The sequence below is a fragment of the Pseudomonas sp. Marseille-Q7302 genome (genome assembly GCF_965111925.1).
The window spans coordinates 41,174-58,670 of the sequence record NZ_CBCOPK010000002.1 but is presented as its reverse complement, the minus strand read 5'-3'; the positions used below and the strand labels follow the sequence as shown (position 1 = coordinate 58,670).

Genomic DNA, 17,497 nt, shown 5'->3' with positions numbered 1-17,497 from the left:
TGAAGTAGTAGGGGAGGGGGGGGATTATCGCATTGAATCGGCTTGTGCTTGAGGTGCGCGCCGGCGCACAGGGATACCGCGGCGCTGACGGGCGCTGGCATATCGGGCAGGGGTCCCGCCGTGCTGCGCCGCCAGGTCTTCATCGGACCAGACGCCCAGCAGGCCGGTAATTTCCCTGAGCGGCGTCTTGTTCGAAAGCACCTGCTCGCCGCGGCGGATCGCCTGGACCTGCACCACGCCGCAGCCAGCCCGGGCGGCTAAGGCATCGTCAGATAGGAGGGGTAGCAGCGCCTGCAACTCGGCCGTCCAGTTTAGGGCGTCGCGGGACGCCGGAATGCCACGGTCCCGACGCAACTTGCTGACCACGGGTTGGGCGATGCCGAGCGTCGAGCCGATCGCTAGGTCAGTGACGGTGCCCAGCATGGCGTCCATCTCTGATCGATCCGGCACGTACCGGGAAATGCCTAGCCGCGTGCGTACCTGTTGGATCTGGAGTCGCTGAACCCGAATTCGCGCGCCAGCTCGCCATCCGCGCGTTTGCCGAGTTGTGCTACCTGGTCAGGGCTCAAGACCGCCGGCGCTGGGGCAGCGCGCGGAGGCGACGGAATCTCACGCTCCGTGCGCCATTTCCAGATCAAGCGGCGGTTGACCCCTAGTCGCTTGGCCAACTCGGCATCGGGTAGCGTTCCAAGAAGCTCGGCCACCTCGGCGGGCGGGCCATCTCGCTTCTCTTTCCAGGTCAACATTGCGTGGTCTTCAGCATCGGAAGGAGAACGCTCGGCCGGCGTCACGAAGAGCCAAGGCGTGCCATAACATCCTGTTCTATTTGTACGAGATACCCAGCCAGCAGGCTTGCCGCAGGCTCATCAATGGCTTCTGCATCCAACAAGCCGACCAGATAGCCTTTGGCGATCAGCGCAGCCTCAGTGGCTGCAGCTGGCGTTGGGCTCGCCGATACCGCGGCAAGCTGGCGGTACCAGTTTGCCTTGATACGATCACTTAGCTCGGGAATCTGAGCTTCCCAAGTAGCTTTAAACCCTTCAATGCCCATTTAACTCTCCATTACGTCTGAAATTGCGGATTTGCATCCTGATAGGGTCAACGGCCCATCAAGGCCTGTGGTAGGTACTTACTTCATGGTTGGAGCCAAAACGCGAGGTCGGGGTAGGTAGGCAACGGACGGTAAGGGGCAGCGCGGACGACGCAGAAACCGGCGTGCATCAAGCCATGGATGCCGATGTAGCGACGTGCCGCCAACGCAAGACGGATGTCGCGGCCGCCACCGCTGTATTCCCCATCCAGGATGATGAGCTCATCCGGTACGCCCAGATGGCGGCCGGCAGCCCAGGCCCAGGCGGTGGCTTCTGGGTCGCTCGCCTGCAGAAGCGCTCGAAGAGTCGGGTGATCCGGAGGCAGCTCCGATACCGACGGATCGTCGAACACCTTGCCGATCGCGCGGTGGACGTCTCCGGACAGCATCGCGCGGTAGCGTGTCGGCACCAGCGCCAGGTGGCCAGCCTCGTGCAGCAGTGCCGAGATCGAGCACCGCGGATCCAGGTGCAGCGCCCCGGCAACGACCTCGATATGGTCGATGAAGCCCGATGCGCCCGAGCGCCACAGAACGGTCAGGCCGATGTCTGCCAGGAACTCAGCGGCCTTCAGAACGTAGGGGCACCCAACCGAAAGGGAGGTCATCGTTACTGCACGACGTGCAAGCCAAGGGCCTCAGCTTCGCGCTGCGCCACTTCCGCACTGTCCCAGCAGCCTATCCAGAATTCGATGTCCTCCTTTGGCGCGACTGCAAACGCAGGAACATCAGGCGTGCATTCGGTCTGGTGATAGATCACCACATCGACGCCAGCGAGCAGGTATTGAGCCATCTGCTCACGAGACTCCGGGAACACCTTGGCTACATGTCTTTTCTGCACTGAATTGAGCATTGGTACCTCGTTCACCATCGCTGGTTTTCGTGTTAGGAGCTGCCTTGGGAGTCGAAACGTCCGAACAACCCACTAAGTCGCCTGGCGCACAGTGAGCCGCCCAAGCATGCATCCTTGCATTGCGCTATTTCATCGCCGGGATGTCGCGCGACCTCACGCCAGCGATTCACCAGCCTGACGCTCAGGGCGGCGCCGGGTGATCAGGTAGCTCCCAGCCAGGGAAGAGATCACCAGACCAGCGAACAGCCCGACACCGGTCAAATTGCCCCCCTGCAGACGCCAATGCGGCTGCTGATAAGCCATCGGTCCGTCTGGCATCTGGATCGTCAGTGGCGGCTCGGGCAGCGTGATGGTCCAGGTACCGTCGAGGTTGCCCTCGGCTCTGCCTCTGACCTTGCAGCTCGACGCACCGTACGACTTCACGACCGCGCAGCGTTCCTTGTCCAGAAACACATCCACCGGATCCATGATCTGTAGGGCGAAGCCGAGCCTCATGAAGAAGGCTAAGCACATGGCCGTCCAGACGATGCTCAGGAGAAAACGCATATCAAATCCTCGGTCCGATAAAGCAGCGCAACGTCGGTTAACTGCTCGGTTGGGGCGCTCGGCCCAGTGGCCATGACCCGTTGAAACGCTCTGCTACCTGGCGCGTCCTGGCGCTATCCAGGCATCCCATTATACGTCGATGCGCCCGGGGCATCCGGGATGCTAGCGCCGGCGGTATCTTGCATGCCTGTAGGCCCCCTGGCTTAGAACGCCATCAGGTACTGGCCGAAGTCAGTCACCGCCGGCGCCGGCCGTTCAGCCGCCTGCGGCCGGGCGGCGGCAGCAGGGCGTTCGGCGGACGCCGCGTACGCACGCAGCCGCGCAGCCAGCGCTTCTGGATCGTTGAGCACGTCGCGCACACCGGCGCGATGCAGCTGGTTGCCAATCCGCAACATGCGATCCCAGGAGGAGTGACCGCCCTTTTTGAAAGAGACCACGCCGAAGCGCGCCAGGTAGTGCACGACCTCGGAGGGATAGATGTCCGTGTGCGGACCGTAATACTCGAGCGCGCGGTCGAGCTCGAATTCGTAGAACAGCTCCACCCCCTCGTCGTCGATATCAAATTCCTGGGTCTCGTTGACGTGGGTGTAGTAGACCCCGCCCTTGTTGATTACATGCTCGGCGCCGGCGGCTGCAGCGCTTACCGAACGCAGGCCCTGGTGGAAGCCGTTGAAGTGGCGATCCGCGAAAGGAACCTGGATCGACTGGCCGACCTTCAGCGCAGACCGCGGGTGCTCCTCGTAGGCCTCAGGAATCGCGTACCGGCGGCCGCGCTCACAGATCTCGCGGTATTCGTTGAGCGCGGTGAACGGGCGCTGGTAGGCGTAGCGCCCCCAGTACAGGTCGATCGTCAGGATCTCCTTCATGCCCAGCAGCGTGAAGCGCCGCGGCTTGCGGTTGGCCATGGCCCAGTCGGCCTCTTCGGCATCGATCGTCAGGGCATAGCGCAAGAGCTCCAGGCAGAAGTCCGGCGAATAGGCGTTGGCGGCGATCGTCAGGTAACCGGTGTCCGGGTCGACAGTGCGCGACGCCCAGTTGCGGGCCGCTGGATCATAGTGGCGGGCCTTGAGGTAGTTGCGGAAGTCGTTCAGGGGCTTCATCCAACGATGCTTGCCCGACTCCTCGGCCAGCATGTTTTCCATGCTGCGATCGGTGCTCACGCGCAGGCAGCCCCAGCAACCATGACGGCTGCCGCACGAGGTCTTGCGCTCGGCGCCGCCGTCACGGATGAACACGTTGATCATGCATTCGCCGGCCGCGTCCCGGTAAACGTCAGTGAGGCGCTTGAAGTCGGAATAGGTTTCAAAGCGCTCGTTGGTGACTTCAGCCAGGAAGCAGAAGATGTCCTCCGTGGTGAAGTCGGCGATCGGACTCAGGACCCAGGTCGGGGTCTCGCCAGGCTTGGCCGTGTTGACGGGAACATCAGCGCGCTCGCCACGCGCTTCCATGTTGCGCTCGCGGGCCGCCGATTCGTCCCGACGGGTGCCGATCAGCAAGACCAGGTCCTCGTCCCGGAAAGCTTTGCCCAGCTCGGCCTTGATCTTGGCGCGGATCTGGCGTTTGGTGCGCTCCAGCGGCGCCTTTTTCAACTGCTGCTGGCATTTGGCGCTGTTGCCCGGAAGGCTGGCCACCGTACGGCCGCCGATCATCGACACCAGCCAGTTTTCGGTGAGGTTCGGCCGGCAGATCCACACCCGTACCGGAAGCGCTTTGGCCTTGGCATAGGCGCGAAGTGCTTTGATCTCGCCCTGGGCATAGGCGTGCACCACCGGGTTTTCCATCAGCGTATCGCTGTTCATGACGTGCAGCTCGGGGACGCTGAACCCCTCGGCCTGCAGCTCTTCCATCGCTCGCAGGGCTAGCGCGACCATGACGCTGCTGTCCTTGCCGAAGGACGATGCGGCCACCAGGTGCTTGCCTGCCTGCAGCAGACCTTTCACCACCGCGACCGCGGCCCGCACCTTCTCTGCCAGGGAGGGCTCAACAAGCCGCGCCGGCGCCGTGATGTCCAGGAGGCTGATGGCCTGTTTGTCAGCGGGGCGGAAAAGGTTGGGGGCGACGTGCTGCATGGCGGTAGCTCGAAAGTCTTGAGGTACTTTCAAGCTACAGGCGATCTCCAGAATGCAAGTCCGGGCACCGGCAGGCCTCGGTGGGCGGACCCACCCCGGCCGGCGGGCCCGTGAGCGAGGAGGCCGATTCACTCAGATGCTGGTAGCCGACGTGTGCCAGCGGGCGCAGGTCTGGCGTTGTTCCTTACCGCCAGTGCGGGCGTTTCCTGGTATCGCCGAAGACCAGTGGGTTCACCCCCAGCAAGGGCGTGAATCGGCCACCCTCGCTCGGCGCAACGCCAGACAATCTCGAGAGGCAACTCAACGGCTGCCGGAAGTGCGTTCTAGGGACGCAACGATTTGGTCCTCGCCCGTGCCAGGAAAGGTCGATACGCGCCGCGCGCCTTTAAACTCGCCAATTTTTTCGCTAGGAAAGCGCGTTAGGCAATCACAGGACAGCAAGAGGACCGTTTAAGCGATTTGAACAAATCACATCGCTTGGCTCGGCGAGCGCAGGGAGGGCGGTCCAAAACGACGCTGGAGGTTGCGCAGCGATATCCCAAGGCTATAAGGAAGAACTGTATGTTGAAAGTTATCATGCTCCTTTCTATTACCACAGGACCTAATAGTGCTACCGGCTATACGATCTCTGGGTTCGAGTCGATTGAAGAATGTAAAGCATCTCAAAAGGTTGTAGCAAGTCAGTATATGAATACCCGATTCATCGATGCGAATGGCCGCAGTGATCGGGAACCAGATACGGTCCAGACTCGCGTTAAAACTAAGTGTATCGAGCTGTAATGCGCTCAAGCTTGCAGGCGAGACGGGCGCGACGTGTCGGCGTTAAGTTTGTTAGGGTGATGGTTGGTCCACGCGAGCTTTTCCCATGACAACCTTTACTGAACAGGTCATTTCGCCAGCGGCATCCCTGGTCCAACCATTCGGATGGATAGCCCTGCTGGTGTGCGCGTTCACGCTTCTCCGCGCCTTTGGCGCGGGCCAGATGGCCTGGTACCGGTGGCACGGTAACCGGACAGGTCACGCCGACATATCGGACCCGCTGATGCGGCAGATGCTCGAGGAGGCCCAGCTGAGCCCCTGGCCACCCTTGGCAGAGTGCGTCCTGATGACGGCGCTCTCCGGCTTTCTGCTGTGGTCAGCTTGGTCTTCGATAAATCTTTGAATTTAAGGAAAGCTCGATGAGTAACAGCGAAGTAGTCGATACTCACAAGTTGTACGACACGATCAACCACGAGCATCTGGACAGTCTTGTTTCATGGGCCACCGGTGAATTTCCTAACGCTGGCTTGAATCTCGTCGAGTGCGCGGACGGGCGATGGTTCGTTGAGGTCGACCACGGGCGGGCTTTCGACGACATCGCAGGTGTTTCCAGGCCGACGTTGACACCTTATACCGAGCCGGCGTTCTTCCAATCCGAATCAGAAGCTCGGGAGTTCGCCTTTACTTGCATCAAGCAGGTATATCCTGAACTGGCGAGCAAGGATCTGTCCGAATACTTTTCAGACGATGACGGCGAATAGCCCTCCCAACACAGTTTAGTTCGGACCGGAAGAGCGATATGGCTATCTACGAAGAGATGCAAAGTCTGTTGCAGGAGCTGGTTGATCTGGTCAAGCAGGACGAACAGTACACGGCAGCTGTTGCACATGGTGCAGTCCAGCCTGATGCAGATACTGCCGACGCACATCGTCACCGCGCCATTCGTATCCACGAGCTGAAGCGCCATTTCGGATTGAAGTGACCTAGCAAGTTACGACCTGATAGGAAAAAACCCGTGTCGTCCATGCAATTTTTTCTTCGCACCGAAGATCCGGTGTCGTTGAAGACCTATCTCGATGAAGCGCTAGCTTTCAGTGTTTCGCTTGAGCGAATGGGACAGGAGTCGTCAGCTGTGCTATCTGGCATCGCTACCGGCGGACCTGGGGAATGGTTCGAGTGGTACACGTATGCCGATAGGGCCAGCTTCGACCACTGTCTGTACATCGGCGTCATTGAAGACTGCCCGGGACTGCACAATGGCTTTCTTGAGCTGCATAGCGCATGCCTCGACCTTGAGCTCGCGGGAAAACCTGGCCGGGGCCTGCGCTTCGACCGCAGAACGTTTCTCGAGCATCTTCGCCGGTACCGCGCGACTCCCGGCTGGTTTGGCGAGGAAGGTCAGCCTCGCCTTCCTTACCCACATGACGTTGTGACCACAGGCGACGAGCGCTCGGATTATCTGGCGCGCTTCAACATCGAGCATTTTTAGGGGAAGGCGTCATGCCAACGCAGAAAGAGGTCCAGCTCCGGAGCGTTCACTCATTGATCAGCTTGATCACCGACGCGGCCGCAAAACGTGATCTGCCGAACGTGATGTGGAATTGGGGTAGGGCGCACAGCTACGCCACCTGCCTACGTAGCTGCGGGGTGATATCTCAGGAGGAAGCAGCCGAATTGCACTCCCTCGCTTTCGCTGCGAAAGGCGATTGGGTGCTGCCCTTTGTTCTGTCGGAGGGAGTGAACACGTTTTCATTGCGTGCTGAGTGCGGCAACGACATGGCCCGCTTTATCAGCGCAGTCGAAGCGCAGGGTCATGCCATTCATAGCGTCGTACGCCCGGATGCCAACGGGTTCCCAGACGTGGACGTCGAAATCCGGACTGACGCAAATCTGGAACAGCTCCAGGAGGCGCTTCGCTCAGTTGAGGATGCACATGTGATGCTGCAGACCCTTCGGCAGGTACCACTCGCTGAAAATAGCCTGCGGCGCGATTACGACATCCGGTGAGAGGGCTGCAAGCTAGGCCGGCTTCGACCAGCGCTGCCGGAGTGAATTGCGGCTCCTGCAGCCTCACTTTGCCTCTCGAGCAGTCCGTCGGCCCCGATGCTCACGCGGCTCGACAGGAAGCGCTATCAGCCTGATAGCGCTATAGGGTCTACAGGTGGCCGTCACCGGCCTCTGCCCGCGTCTCCCACGATAAATACCTGAACAATGGCAGTCGGGGGCGTGACGCTGGGCCCTGGTGCTGGGGCCTTTACCGGGGCGAGGTAGGCCAACGCAGCGAAGAGGGTCGCGGTTGCGCTCAGTGCGAGTGTGGCAACTTCGTAGATTGTCATGAGGTGTTCCTTTGCTTTAGGGAACACCTATTTCAATGTCACGACCTGACCCTGGATTGCCGGACTTTCCGAAAAGAACACGGCCACGCGCCGACCACCTGTTCCGCGGGTATCACGACCGTCATCGGCGCAAGCGCTGATTGTCAGGTTTCCTCGCCTGCGGACGACGTATCACCGCCGGCTTCCGGTCTTCCCGCGAGAAACGGCACCAGCGCGGCGAGCACCTCGGCCGCGCAATCCTCCGGTTGCAGATGACCACCTGGTAAGGCTTTGCCGCGAACGTCGCGGGCCCACCGGCGCCAGATAGCCGTAGGCGGCTCACCGGTGACCTGGGCCGCCGACCAAAGTACCAGCAGCGGGCATTCCAAGTGCCGGCCCCGGGCCTGGTCCGCAAGATCGTCCGCCAGGTCCTCGTCAGCGCCGGCGCGGTAGTCCTCGCAGATAGCGCGGCGCACTGCAGGATCGCGAAAGGCCTCTCGATAGGCTGCCAGCGCATGGGGCTCAACGCGGTTGAGTCCACCCGCCATGCGCGCCAGCGCCTGTTCGAGAAAGGCATCGGGATCGGCCGCCAGCAGGCGCTCGGGTAGGTCGCTTGGTTGAGCAAGAAAGGTCCAGTGAAAATTCGCAAGTCCGCGTGCTCGGTCGAGGGACGCCCAGGCCTCTGGTGTGGGCACCACAGTGAGCGACGCGTAGCGCTCGACGCGAGCCGGATGGTCTAGCGCCAGTCGGTAGCCGACGCGAGCGCCGCGGTCATGGCCAACCACGGCGAACCTCTCAAGCCCAAGCGCGTCCATCAGCTCCAGTAAGGCCGCCGCTACGCGCCGCTTAGTCCAGCGAGATCCCTGGTCCAGCTGACGGCTGGCGCCGTAGCCTGGCAGATCAGGTATCACCACCCGATACGTCCGGGCGAGCTCCGGGGCGATACGGCGCCAGGCGAGGTGAGTCTGCGGATAGCCGTGCAGCAGCAGCACGGCCGGTCCCTGGCCGCCGATCACACCGCGGAAGACGGCAGACGGGGTGTCCTGGCAGAGCCGCTCGAAACCGGGGAAATTGGAAACAGTCATGGCTGGCGTCTCTCTACGCGGTCGACGAAGGTTGCCAGGTCGTGGTTGAAACGTGGCGCCTCTTCCAGGAACGGCGCATGCCCAGACTCAGCGTAGCGCGTGACCGTGACGCGCGGATTCAGCGCCTGGGCCCGGGCGATAGATGCCTCCGGCCGTACCAAGGCGTCCTTCTCGCCGTAGAGCAGCCACACCGGCACCTGCGCGCGGCCAAGCCCGGTGGCGGCCGCCACATCCTGACCCTGCACGGCGCTCTGCATGTTCCAAGATGCCATAGCAGCGTTGGCGTACAGGCGCTGGAACAACGCCGGCGCCGGCGGCGTGGCGAAGCACAGGGCGAGGAAATCTCGGATGGCATCCAGATGCGTGCGCAGATCAGATGAGACCAGGTCCCTGTAGATCTCCGGGTGCGGCACGATCTGCGCTGACGCGAGCTCGATGACACCGTCAACGTAGACCGCACCGGAAATGGCGCTGTCCCCATAGGCGGCCAAGTAGTTGGATATGACCGTAGCGCCCAGAGACCACCCTACGAGCACAGGTTGGCGGGCACCGGTGGCAGCGATGACGGCGGCCAAATCGTCGGCCCAGCGCCGACCCTCACGATAAGCCGCGGCATCGGACGGCTTGCCTGAAAGGCCATGGCCGCGAAGGTCGTAGGTGATCAGGCGAAAGCGACTCAGATCAGCGCTCGTAAGCTGGGCGTCCCAATTCAACCGGCTGCCCAGCAAACCGTGGATGAAGACGATCGGCACACCGCGGGGATTGCCCTGTTCTTGGACAGCGAGCACCACACCGTCAGGGGCCGTCACTCGCCATTCCCGCGCCTGGGCGGCCAAACTGGTCAGACTCAACAATAGGATCAGCGATAGCAGACGCACATGACTCATGGTGGCTCTCCAGAATAGGGGAGTCTTGAGTCTCGGGGGTGACACCAGTGTCAGGGTCAAGCGCCGCGTGTCATGCGATAGTGGATCTTTCCTGCCACCAATACTTCGGACCGTCGCCATGCCTGCACCCGCGCCTTCCCTCAGCATTGGCCAGCTGGCTACCGCCACCGGCGTCAGCGTGCGCTCACTACGTCACTACGAGGCCCAGGGCCTGCTGGCGGCTGGCCGCGGTACCAATGGCTACCGGCGCTTCTCGGCCAGCGCGGTGGCGCAGGTCCGGCAGCTGCAACGCCTGCTTGGCGCCGGCTTCAGCTTGGCGGAGATCCGCGGCTTCCCGGACTGCATGCGACTGATCGAAGGTGCACAGGCCTGCCCGGAGACCTCGGCTGCGCAGCGCGATCGACTGGAGAGCTTGGAGCGTCAGATCGGTGAACTGGAGAGCCGGCGCGCTCGCCTGCTGCAGATGCTTCGAGAGAGCGAAGGGCCAGGAGCTTAGCTCGCGCAAGCTGAAACCGGCAGCTTCGTGTCGATTGCGTGCTAGGTGCTTGAGCTGGCCTTGAGAGCAGCCATACGCGGAAGGAAAGGCAGTTCGCCCCCTTTCAGGGAGCAAATCGGCGATCGGCGCTGGATCTGTACCGGCACCATAGCGCAACAGCGCAGGCGCCACATGCTGCACCAATCCGATGTCCATCAAAGCGATCGAGTGCGAGGTGGCATCGCTGACGTATTACTAAACCTAGCGACGCTAGCTGCACCCATGAAGCGCGCGCTTATTCTAAAATCGGTCTTTACCTTCAAGATGGCGTCTTGCAAAGGAAGGGTGATCGACCTGCCAAGGAAATCAACTTGAATATTCGCCGTCTAGCCAATGATGTGATGAAGCTGAGTTACCGCGTCGAACGCACCAGCAAGCTCTTGCATTGGATCCTGTATTGGATTGCAAGGGGAATGCATTCAATAAACGCTCATATCAATAGTAGAAGAGCCAAGCGGCGAGACCTTGACCGGTGAAGTGGATAGCGAAGTGGGTACAATCAGTTACCAGCCCCTAGAGGACGGTCATTATGGATCGAGCAAAATGCGGCCTCGCAGCCCTAGCGACTGCGGTTTTAATGGCCGGTTACGCACTCGCCGGCCTCTACTGGTACGGCAAGATCAGCTGGTCTCCCTCCCACCTGTTTTACGAGGCGCCTGTGCCTGGCTGGAACGATTTTTTCGGATGGATGCTGGCCGGCATCGCCTGGATCTCCCCCGCCGTTATAATCGCTCTTGCGCTGCTCCACCTTTCTGGCAAGGCATCCAGCGCTCAGCACTGCTCCCTTCCCCGAGCCTAACCGTCTGAAGCCCTGCCGCGCTGAATCCGCCGTGCACGGCGCCTGCAGGTGTCGAGCATTGATATACGCCACCTCGTGCCGGCGGCCCTACCCAGATCGGGCAACTGGTCCGGGAGCGCGCCGGCGAAGCGGCTGCCATACCAGGTCGAAGCAGCAAGCTTCTCGCCATCTCGATCAGCAGCTGCAGTGAGCGCCTAAACGGTAAGCGGGGGGGTTACCTGTGCGTGAGGGTTCCCATCGCTACTACCACCGCTGAGGTTCACCCCTTCGATGGGCGCAAATTGGCCATTGTCTGGCGGCCGCCTCGGGCACCATCAGGCATTAGGCGATCATCTGTACCGGCCATTGCCTGTTAACCGATGCCTGCTGGCTGACTTAGGAACACATCATGAAGCTGGACGCGCTGAATAAATATCTTGAGGCTACCCAAGACCATCTGGGTGTTGAAGACCAACGCTATGGCGGCGGCTTCCGCGCAATCGTCGCGCACCGCTCGGCTGCTAATTTTCTCTTCGAAAAGCTCGAAGGCGGCGACTTCGACGGGACCGAAGCGCAAAGCTTCCTCAATGAAAATCCATTATTTCCGTCAGCGACAGGCAAAACGCCTCAAGATGCGTTGCAGAAACTAAACGATAAGCTGGAGCTTATCTATCAGTTCGAGCCTAACTCCGGCGTGTATAAGTGGGCCGCGATCCCTCGCTTCAAACTGCAAGCTCAATATGACGCCGATCCAGGTGAAGCCCGGAGTTGGTACGACGTGTGCTGGATCGACGTTGTAAATGACTTGCAGTCAGATGCGCTGTATTCTACGAGAACTGTCCAGACAACTGCAGTGACCGGGTAAAGCGCGATCTGCACGCGTTGGTTAACTTCAAGTATGAAGGCATATTTGCCGGCCTGAAAATCGGTTGATCGTTCGGGTACAGCGCCTCGCGGCCAGGGCCATCTTTCTTTTACGCGACGTCTGAGCGCGTCCGAAAAGCTAATGTAATTTAGGTCGCCGCTGTTAGCGGCTTCGACGATGGAATAAAATATGAAACAGCCACCCTACATAGTTTTGATTATGGGGCCGATATTTAGTATTGGGAGCGTCTGGTTGCTTTATTCAAACGACCTAGAGCTGGGATATAGCCCCGTTTACACTGCCCTGCTAACGATTGGCGGCTGGGGCGGCGCCCTCTATTGTTGGTACACGCGTCGCAAGGTGATAGCCAACCGCCTTCGCTTGGAAATTCGGCCGAACTCCGCCCAAATAGTTGACAGTCCGGTATTCCATCAGTGGTTTTCCACGCGTACTCACTTCCTAGGCGATCCCGCGGCGTTTAACAGACTGATCACGGAGGTGGTTAACAGGCCAGCTTTTAGTAAAGGACGGTTTATGTATCGGCGAGAGTCCGTCCACGTGCGACTTCACACGGGTGAGTTAACCCTTACCGAGGTAGAGGCCGACCGCATAATGGAAATAGTCGAGAACCATTTCATTGATCCAATCTTCGAGCTAGTTGAGGATGGCGATGCCGAAGTAAATCAGTCAGTTTCCATTAGCGCTTAGCACTATTTATCAATCATAGTTTTAATACGCTGCTCTTCGAGGTGTTCTATGCGAAAGATGTGCACGATATTAGCGATGCTAATAACTACCGGGGCGCATGCGGCGCCTGATCTGAATTACGCAACGCGGGTAGTTTTGGTGACCGAGCTCAAGACTACCGTTGCAGGCACGCATTTAGCCTTCAAACGTCCAGGCGGATGCGTCTTTTCCGGTATTGCGACTGACGCTAAGGTCGTCGAAATCACCCAGAAGACCTGCCGAAACTCGACAACCAAAGTAGAAATGGTTGTCCCCCTTGAAAGGCAAAAGGCCTTTATCGACGCCGACGACGCTTGGCCGGAATTCGATTGGATCAACGACGATCGCCGTAACTATCTGCTCTTCCCGGTGGAGCCTGAAGCTCCAGCACAGAAGACGTCCTAGCTCCTACGGGGAGATCGCCTGAATCGCGGACTCACCGCTCAAGTAGCATCTCGGTAAATGCTGTATAGGCTATCGCCGATTGGCACCCAGACCTTGGAGAGCGTTATGTCGGAGCAGGCAAAGGTGATTGCTTGGCGCGTTGAGTTTAAAAGCGGCGCAGTTGAACTGCGGCCGTTCGAGAGCGGCGCAATTGAATTGCAGCCGGCAGAAGAGTTCACCGGCATGCCTGGGTTCGGACGTTGGGTGACCCCGCTGATCGCCGGCGGCGATACCATCGACCACTGTCCGGACCAAGCCGAAGAGTGAGCCCGGACGGTTGCGCTGCCTGTCCGGTTTCACGTTGACCTACCTGGAAGACCCGTATGCCGCGGGGAACGCCGGTATGTGTTCTCCCCGAGGGTCCTGGGTCGCGTCCCAGCGCCACCAGCCCGTCTTGCCATACTCGTTGCAGTACCACTGTTCTTTCGTGCCGCGCCGTTCCAGGTACTGCGGTGTGGCCATGCCGAAAACCTCGAGCGCGAAGTCCTGCTGCATGTCGAGCAGCCAGAAGTCTGGGAAGACGGCGCACTCATCAGCGTCGTAACGCAGCGGCTTGTCGAACTTGCGCCCCTCATCCCGCAGCTTCTGCTCGACCTTGCCTTCCAGGTCTGAATCAAGCGGGATCCACTGCTCGCTCACCTGCATCAGCGCGACCTCGAGCACATCCGCCTGGTGGGCTTTACCCGGCCGCTGCGCGATTTGAGCGATAGCGATAACCCGGCTTCCCCTGCGCCAGGCGCCCAGCTCCCGTCCGAATCGGCGAGAGGCGGTTTCCCATACGGCAGGGGGCAGGTAGAGCGTTGGCATCCCGAATGGCCCAGTCACCGGCAATCTCTCCGGCGAGCCGCTGTGCCGCTCCTCGTCGTACCTGGCCAGGGGACTGACGACGACCAGCCGCCAGTTGCGTGAGACCGCGTTCGTGGCGATCTCGCGGTTGGTGGACTCGCGCCGCTTCTCTTTCTGAGCAGCCAACAGCAACACCTGGTCGAGCTTGATGCGAGGGGCTACCGACACCCGCCCGGCGCACTTGTGAAGCAGGTGAGAAACCAGCTCTCCATTACGCTTTCCCGCCATCGCCGGATACCAGGTGGTGAGCCGGCTTTCCGACCAGAGAAGATGCAGCAGGCCCAGGAGCGTCATTGCCGGCTTCTTCACGCCCGGGGCAGCCGGAGGGGAGAGCGCCGCATCCCCAGCTTCCCCAGGCGCTTGCTGCCGTACGCCCCGGGCGAGCCTCACCTTCATCCCCCCGTCGGCGGTTTCTTCCACCACGCCGACTGCGTAGCCCTGCAGACCGGAGCGCTGCGGCGCTGCTGCATAGAAGCGACAGTCATTGGCATGCTCCGGGCCGCTGTGAGGGTAGCGGGCTAGGTGGTAGCCGTCCGATCCTTCGCGCAGCTTGATCGTCAGCTTTCGCTCGCCGCTCCCGGGGCAGCCACATACCCCGTGCTCACGGCCGTAGGCGCGCTCAAGAGCACGCTTCCAGGCCGCGGCATACTTAGGATCCGTCTGGTATCCAGGGGAATAGGACTCCTCGCCCAGGGTGATCCGATAGCGGTTGTTGAGCATAGGCAAAGGTCTCCAAGCCGAAGTGGCAGCTATCTCCTCATCGCGCCCAAATAGCGAGCGCTGCGTGCCGGCGGCGCTGAAGGAGAGATTCCTGTCAGTACAGCACGGCAGCCGGATAGGCAAACTCCGGATTGAGCACGCTCCGGGCGTGAAGCCCGTAGATCTGGCCCGCGGCCGGCAGTCGCGCTAGTCCCTGTACTGAAGCCCCACGGCGGATCGGCAGTTGCGATGCTCTAGGCTGCCAGCCTTATATGGCCAGCAGGCGCGGTCCTTCATGCTCGGTGTCTGGTGCACCACCGTAACCTTAGTCGGCTGCGGGGGCTCCTCTTCTGGCGCCAGGCTTCGAGGGGCTTCGCTGAAGCTCACCACGTTATCGGCGCCGCGTGGCGTGAAGTTGCGGTCGTTGAAGACGGTCTGCTTGCCGACCGACGCTGCCGGCGGCTGGACGTTCGAGGGTGGGGTCGCCGCGGCTGCCGCATTTCCTTCCACGGGTGAAGGCGTGGCACGGCGGACCGTGCCGCGGGTGGTATCGGCCGGCTCTGGGGCAAGGTGAGCTGCAGCCTCGGCGCGATGGGCGGGGTGGCCAGTACCTACGGATGTCGATGGACCTGGCAGCACCCTGCTGGCCAGCTCCAGGGCAGCGAATGTCGCGAGGCCGCCGACGGCAAGGCACACGACTAAAGCGACCGGCCGCGCCCTACGCGGCTTCTGCGCCAGCCAGTCAGGCGCATCATCAGGCTCAGCACTCATTGCCATGTTCAAAAGTCCTTTTTCCTTTGCATCCAGGGCGGCCCCGGCGGTGTCACTCTGCGGTGCCTGACCTACTGGTGCCAGGGTAAACGCGCTGGCGCCCAGACCTGGCCATCCTTCGATGTGCGGTCCCCGACAAGCGATAAGGTGCCCGGTGTTTGCGTTTTCCAGAAGGCCGCTAGCCTAGGAGACGATTCCATCAGTATTGAGCGAGCGCAAGATGAACAGGCACCCCGAAGTCCTACAGGAACTGTATGCGGAGCGGGAGCGTGCGGTTGCCGCCTTGGGCGACGGAGAGCAGATTACCGCCGCAGATCTCGAAGGACTGGATTACTTGGGCCGGTTCAAGGTGGCCAACGAGCACTGGCACCTGTGTGACGCGTCTGCGCGGAGCGCGCTGCTCGGTGACACCCATCATTTCGTCGCTTCCTGCGCACGCCTTCAGGAGTCGAACTGATGGATCACACCACACGGATCGCATTCCTCACCGAGTTACGAGACCTCCTCCAGCGATACGACGCGGAGATCTCCGTCGACTATGACGACTGTAGCGATTTCCATGGAGTCACCGGTGAAGCCATGAGTGTCAGCATGGGCAAAGTTGATCGTTTTCATGGTCGCCCGACTTTCACGCTGGGGGAGGGATGGGGGATAGAACCCGAAGGCTTGTCCCGACTGCTAAAATCCTACGAGTGAGCGTAATCCAGGAGATGCAAAGGGCTACCACAAGGCATTGCCCGGCGGCGGCCTGAACAAGGCCGAGGAAGCTGAGCGCGCGCGGGTAGCGGGTATCTGTGAAATAGAGAGCGCGCACGTCTTTAACCGATTTGCCCACCTGGTACGCGCCGAATGCGGCTGACCAGATTTCAGAACCCTCCCCACAACGACCCCGGCGATGCCGGCGAGGATCTAGCCATGGGCACCACTACCGCCACAATCGTGGATATTCCACAGCTCGAAAAAACCATCCTGCAGATGGCACAAGACTGTCTGATCGTCGCCGAGCAATACCGCGATAAGCGCCTGCAGGGCACCGCTACGGACGAGGATGCGGAGACGTTCGTGGACAATTCCGTGGCCCTGGAGACGTTGGTGAAATTGGCCTACGACAACGATTCCGGAATGACCACCGAGACCCGCATGTTGCTGCTCGGCATCGAGAGTCAGGAGGTCCAGCTGATGCTCCCCCTGCGCGAAGGCTGAACCCTCCCCACTACCTACCCGACCCCGGCGCCGCCGGCAAGGCTCGAATCCATGAGTGAGCAACAAACGGAAATTGATGCCATCAAGGCCAAGATGGACATAGTGCGCCTAGCCTATCAACGCCTGGTGGACGAATCTGATGCGCTGCGGACATGCCTGAACGCGAAAAAGCGCCGTCCGGCCAGCTTGGTAAACGCGCGCGAGGATGTGGCTAGAAGTTGCCGGGCGCTGATATCGGTGTTGAAGAACTGAACCGCCATACGGCACCGCCGTGTCAAGGCTAAATAGAAATGTCGCTCTGGTGACTAAGTAGAAATGTCTGTCTCACCGGCGCAGTAATCTTGTTGTGGACCGCTGACGAAAGTGCCCAGGCGCAAACGTCCACTGTGCAGGTCACGGTAGCAACGTTCAACGCGCTGGGTGGTGGTAGGTGGTGTTCGATTCGGGCTGCTCAACTTGCTACAAGGGGAAGATGAGTGCCTGAAAGCAATTAAAACATTCGCCTCGCCTACCTCCGCGTTCGAAGTTGAGCTGGGCCGCGGTTTTTTCTAAAGCTTTAGATTCTGGCTCGAGTTTTCCTTTTCCTACTGTCGCGCGCGCGGGGCGACTGGGTAGGGAGGTGGAGCGCGGGCAAAAGGGGGGCAAGTGGTGCCGGTGAAGCTGTTTTTCCAGGGCAGTATATTTTTAGGTATGCAGAAAGCGCCACATGGCGCTTTCTGTTCGAGCCTCAGATGCGCGGCATCGATCGTCTACGGCCAAACAGATGCGTAGTCTCAGTTGGTCGCTTTGACGTTGGATGCTTTATCTGGCTGACGCCCTTCCTGTGCCAGCGTTTCATGCATCTCTCGATGCTGCTGGAGCGCCGCCTGGCTATCGCGGAAATCTTGGTTGTGCGAGATCGAGCGCTCGCTGCCGTCTGCGGCATAGCTGAGGTTCGCAACGGCGAGGGTGGCGGCAAACAGGGCAATTTTAAGGAACGTCATGGTGTTTCTCCTTCTAGAGTGCAGCGTGGGTATGAGAGCCACTCTA

At 60.6% G+C, this 17,497-nt stretch carries 22 protein-coding genes; 12 read left to right on the top strand and 10 right to left on the bottom strand.

The genetic code is table 11. From position 1 onward, the window contains the following. Positions 1-24 precede the first annotated feature (24 nt). The 6 genes from ACWPW1_RS21315 to ACWPW1_RS21290 form a co-directional block, all read right to left on the bottom strand. Positions 25-432 (bottom strand): hypothetical protein, encoded by a 408-nt coding sequence (locus ACWPW1_RS21315; RefSeq protein WP_454253968.1) that lies wholly within the window; start codon positions 430-432, stop codon positions 25-27. A gap of 355 nt (positions 433-787) precedes the next feature. Then, positions 788-1,051 carry a hypothetical protein gene (locus tag ACWPW1_RS21310; protein ID WP_454253967.1) on the bottom strand — a complete coding sequence of 88 codons (264 nt, stop codon included), beginning with the start codon at positions 1,049-1,051 and terminating at the stop codon, positions 788-790. Between the two features lie 83 nt (positions 1,052-1,134). Further along, positions 1,135-1,695 carry a hypothetical protein gene (locus tag ACWPW1_RS21305; RefSeq protein ID WP_454253966.1) on the bottom strand — a complete coding sequence of 187 codons (561 nt, stop codon included), beginning with the start codon at positions 1,693-1,695 and terminating at the stop codon, positions 1,135-1,137. 2 nt (positions 1,696-1,697) lie between these two features. Next, positions 1,698-1,940, bottom strand: coding sequence for a hypothetical protein (locus ACWPW1_RS21300; RefSeq protein WP_231357375.1), 243 nt, complete (start codon positions 1,938-1,940; stop codon positions 1,698-1,700). Positions 1,941-2,093: 153 nt separating this feature from the next. Next, on the bottom strand, positions 2,094-2,486 hold the full coding sequence (locus ACWPW1_RS21295; RefSeq protein WP_454253965.1) for a hypothetical protein: 393 nt from the start codon (positions 2,484-2,486) through the stop codon (positions 2,094-2,096). Positions 2,487-2,689: 203 nt separating this feature from the next. After that, positions 2,690-4,555: a phosphoadenosine phosphosulfate reductase domain-containing protein gene (locus tag ACWPW1_RS21290; RefSeq protein WP_454253964.1), complete on the bottom strand. Its 1,866-nt coding sequence runs from the start codon at positions 4,553-4,555 to the stop codon at positions 2,690-2,692. Positions 4,556-5,733: 1,178 nt separating this feature from the next. Here ACWPW1_RS21290 and ACWPW1_RS21285 point away from each other — a divergent pair. From ACWPW1_RS21285 to ACWPW1_RS21270, 4 genes are read left to right on the top strand one after another with little or no spacing between them, the layout of a single operon-like run. Then, on the top strand, positions 5,734-6,075 hold the full coding sequence (locus ACWPW1_RS21285; protein ID WP_278897701.1) for a hypothetical protein: 342 nt from the start codon (positions 5,734-5,736) through the stop codon (positions 6,073-6,075). Positions 6,076-6,113: 38 nt separating this feature from the next. Beyond that, entirely contained in the window at positions 6,114-6,296 is a 183-nt protein-coding gene (locus ACWPW1_RS21280) for a hypothetical protein (RefSeq protein WP_231357379.1), read from the top strand. 33 nt (positions 6,297-6,329) lie between these two features. Further along, entirely contained in the window at positions 6,330-6,803 is a 474-nt protein-coding gene (locus tag ACWPW1_RS21275) for a hypothetical protein (RefSeq protein WP_278897702.1), read from the top strand. Positions 6,804-6,814: 11 nt separating this feature from the next. Then, on the top strand, positions 6,815-7,321 hold the full coding sequence (locus ACWPW1_RS21270) for a hypothetical protein (RefSeq protein ID WP_427655925.1): 507 nt from the start codon (positions 6,815-6,817) through the stop codon (positions 7,319-7,321). A gap of 472 nt (positions 7,322-7,793) precedes the next feature. Here the strand turns inward: ACWPW1_RS21270 and ACWPW1_RS21265 are convergent, their stop codons facing one another. After that, positions 7,794-8,714 carry an alpha/beta fold hydrolase gene (locus ACWPW1_RS21265; RefSeq protein ID WP_278897704.1) on the bottom strand — a complete coding sequence of 307 codons (921 nt, stop codon included), beginning with the start codon at positions 8,712-8,714 and terminating at the stop codon, positions 7,794-7,796. Continuing rightward, complete coding sequence (locus tag ACWPW1_RS21260) at positions 8,711-9,601, bottom strand: alpha/beta fold hydrolase (RefSeq protein WP_278897705.1); 891 nt, start codon at positions 9,599-9,601, stop codon at positions 8,711-8,713. Before ACWPW1_RS21260 ends, ACWPW1_RS21265 begins: the two co-directional genes overlap by 4 nt. A gap of 118 nt (positions 9,602-9,719) precedes the next feature. On the opposite strand from ACWPW1_RS21260, the gene ACWPW1_RS21255 reads away from it, so the two are divergent. The 4 genes from ACWPW1_RS21255 (at position 9,720) to ACWPW1_RS21240 (ending at position 13,216) form a co-directional block, all read left to right on the top strand. Beyond that, on the top strand, positions 9,720-10,097 hold the full coding sequence (locus ACWPW1_RS21255) for a MerR family transcriptional regulator (RefSeq protein WP_068383155.1): 378 nt from the start codon (positions 9,720-9,722) through the stop codon (positions 10,095-10,097). 1,226 nt (positions 10,098-11,323) lie between these two features. Next, positions 11,324-11,779, top strand: a complete 456-nt coding sequence (locus ACWPW1_RS21250; protein ID WP_454253963.1) for a hypothetical protein — start codon at positions 11,324-11,326, stop codon at positions 11,777-11,779. Positions 11,780-12,625: 846 nt separating this feature from the next. Next, entirely contained in the window at positions 12,626-12,910 is a 285-nt protein-coding gene (locus ACWPW1_RS21245; protein WP_143008569.1) for a hypothetical protein, read from the top strand. A gap of 105 nt (positions 12,911-13,015) precedes the next feature. After that, entirely contained in the window at positions 13,016-13,216 is a 201-nt protein-coding gene (locus ACWPW1_RS21240) for a hypothetical protein (RefSeq protein WP_007162522.1), read from the top strand. A gap of 39 nt (positions 13,217-13,255) precedes the next feature. Here ACWPW1_RS21240 and ACWPW1_RS21235 read toward each other — a convergent pair whose 3' ends face one another. Beyond that, positions 13,256-14,515: a DUF1173 family protein gene (locus ACWPW1_RS21235; RefSeq protein ID WP_007162521.1), complete on the bottom strand. Its 1,260-nt coding sequence runs from the start codon at positions 14,513-14,515 to the stop codon at positions 13,256-13,258. A 970-nt stretch (positions 14,516-15,485) separates the two neighbouring features. On the opposite strand from ACWPW1_RS21235, the gene ACWPW1_RS21230 reads away from it, so the two are divergent. The 4 genes from ACWPW1_RS21230 to ACWPW1_RS21215 all read left to right on the top strand — a co-directional run bounded on the left by ACWPW1_RS21230 (position 15,486) and on the right by ACWPW1_RS21215 (position 16,720). Continuing rightward, positions 15,486-15,722, top strand: coding sequence for a hypothetical protein (locus ACWPW1_RS21230; RefSeq protein ID WP_454253962.1), 237 nt, complete (start codon positions 15,486-15,488; stop codon positions 15,720-15,722). Beyond that, positions 15,722-15,961, top strand: a complete 240-nt coding sequence (locus ACWPW1_RS21225) for a hypothetical protein (protein WP_007162519.1) — start codon at positions 15,722-15,724, stop codon at positions 15,959-15,961. Before ACWPW1_RS21230 ends, ACWPW1_RS21225 begins: the two co-directional genes overlap by 1 nt. Before the next feature lie 219 nt (positions 15,962-16,180). Continuing rightward, positions 16,181-16,468, top strand: coding sequence for a hypothetical protein (locus ACWPW1_RS21220; RefSeq protein ID WP_007162518.1), 288 nt, complete (start codon positions 16,181-16,183; stop codon positions 16,466-16,468). Between the two features lie 51 nt (positions 16,469-16,519). Further along, positions 16,520-16,720 carry a hypothetical protein gene (locus ACWPW1_RS21215; protein ID WP_007162517.1) on the top strand — a complete coding sequence of 67 codons (201 nt, stop codon included), beginning with the start codon at positions 16,520-16,522 and terminating at the stop codon, positions 16,718-16,720. Positions 16,721-17,241: 521 nt separating this feature from the next. Here ACWPW1_RS21215 and ACWPW1_RS21210 read toward each other — a convergent pair. Continuing rightward, the gene (locus ACWPW1_RS21210) at positions 17,242-17,451 is read right to left on the bottom strand and encodes a hypothetical protein (RefSeq protein WP_007162516.1); all 210 of its coding nucleotides are present in this window, start codon (positions 17,449-17,451) and stop codon (positions 17,242-17,244) included. Between the last annotated feature and the right edge of the window lie 46 nt (positions 17,452-17,497).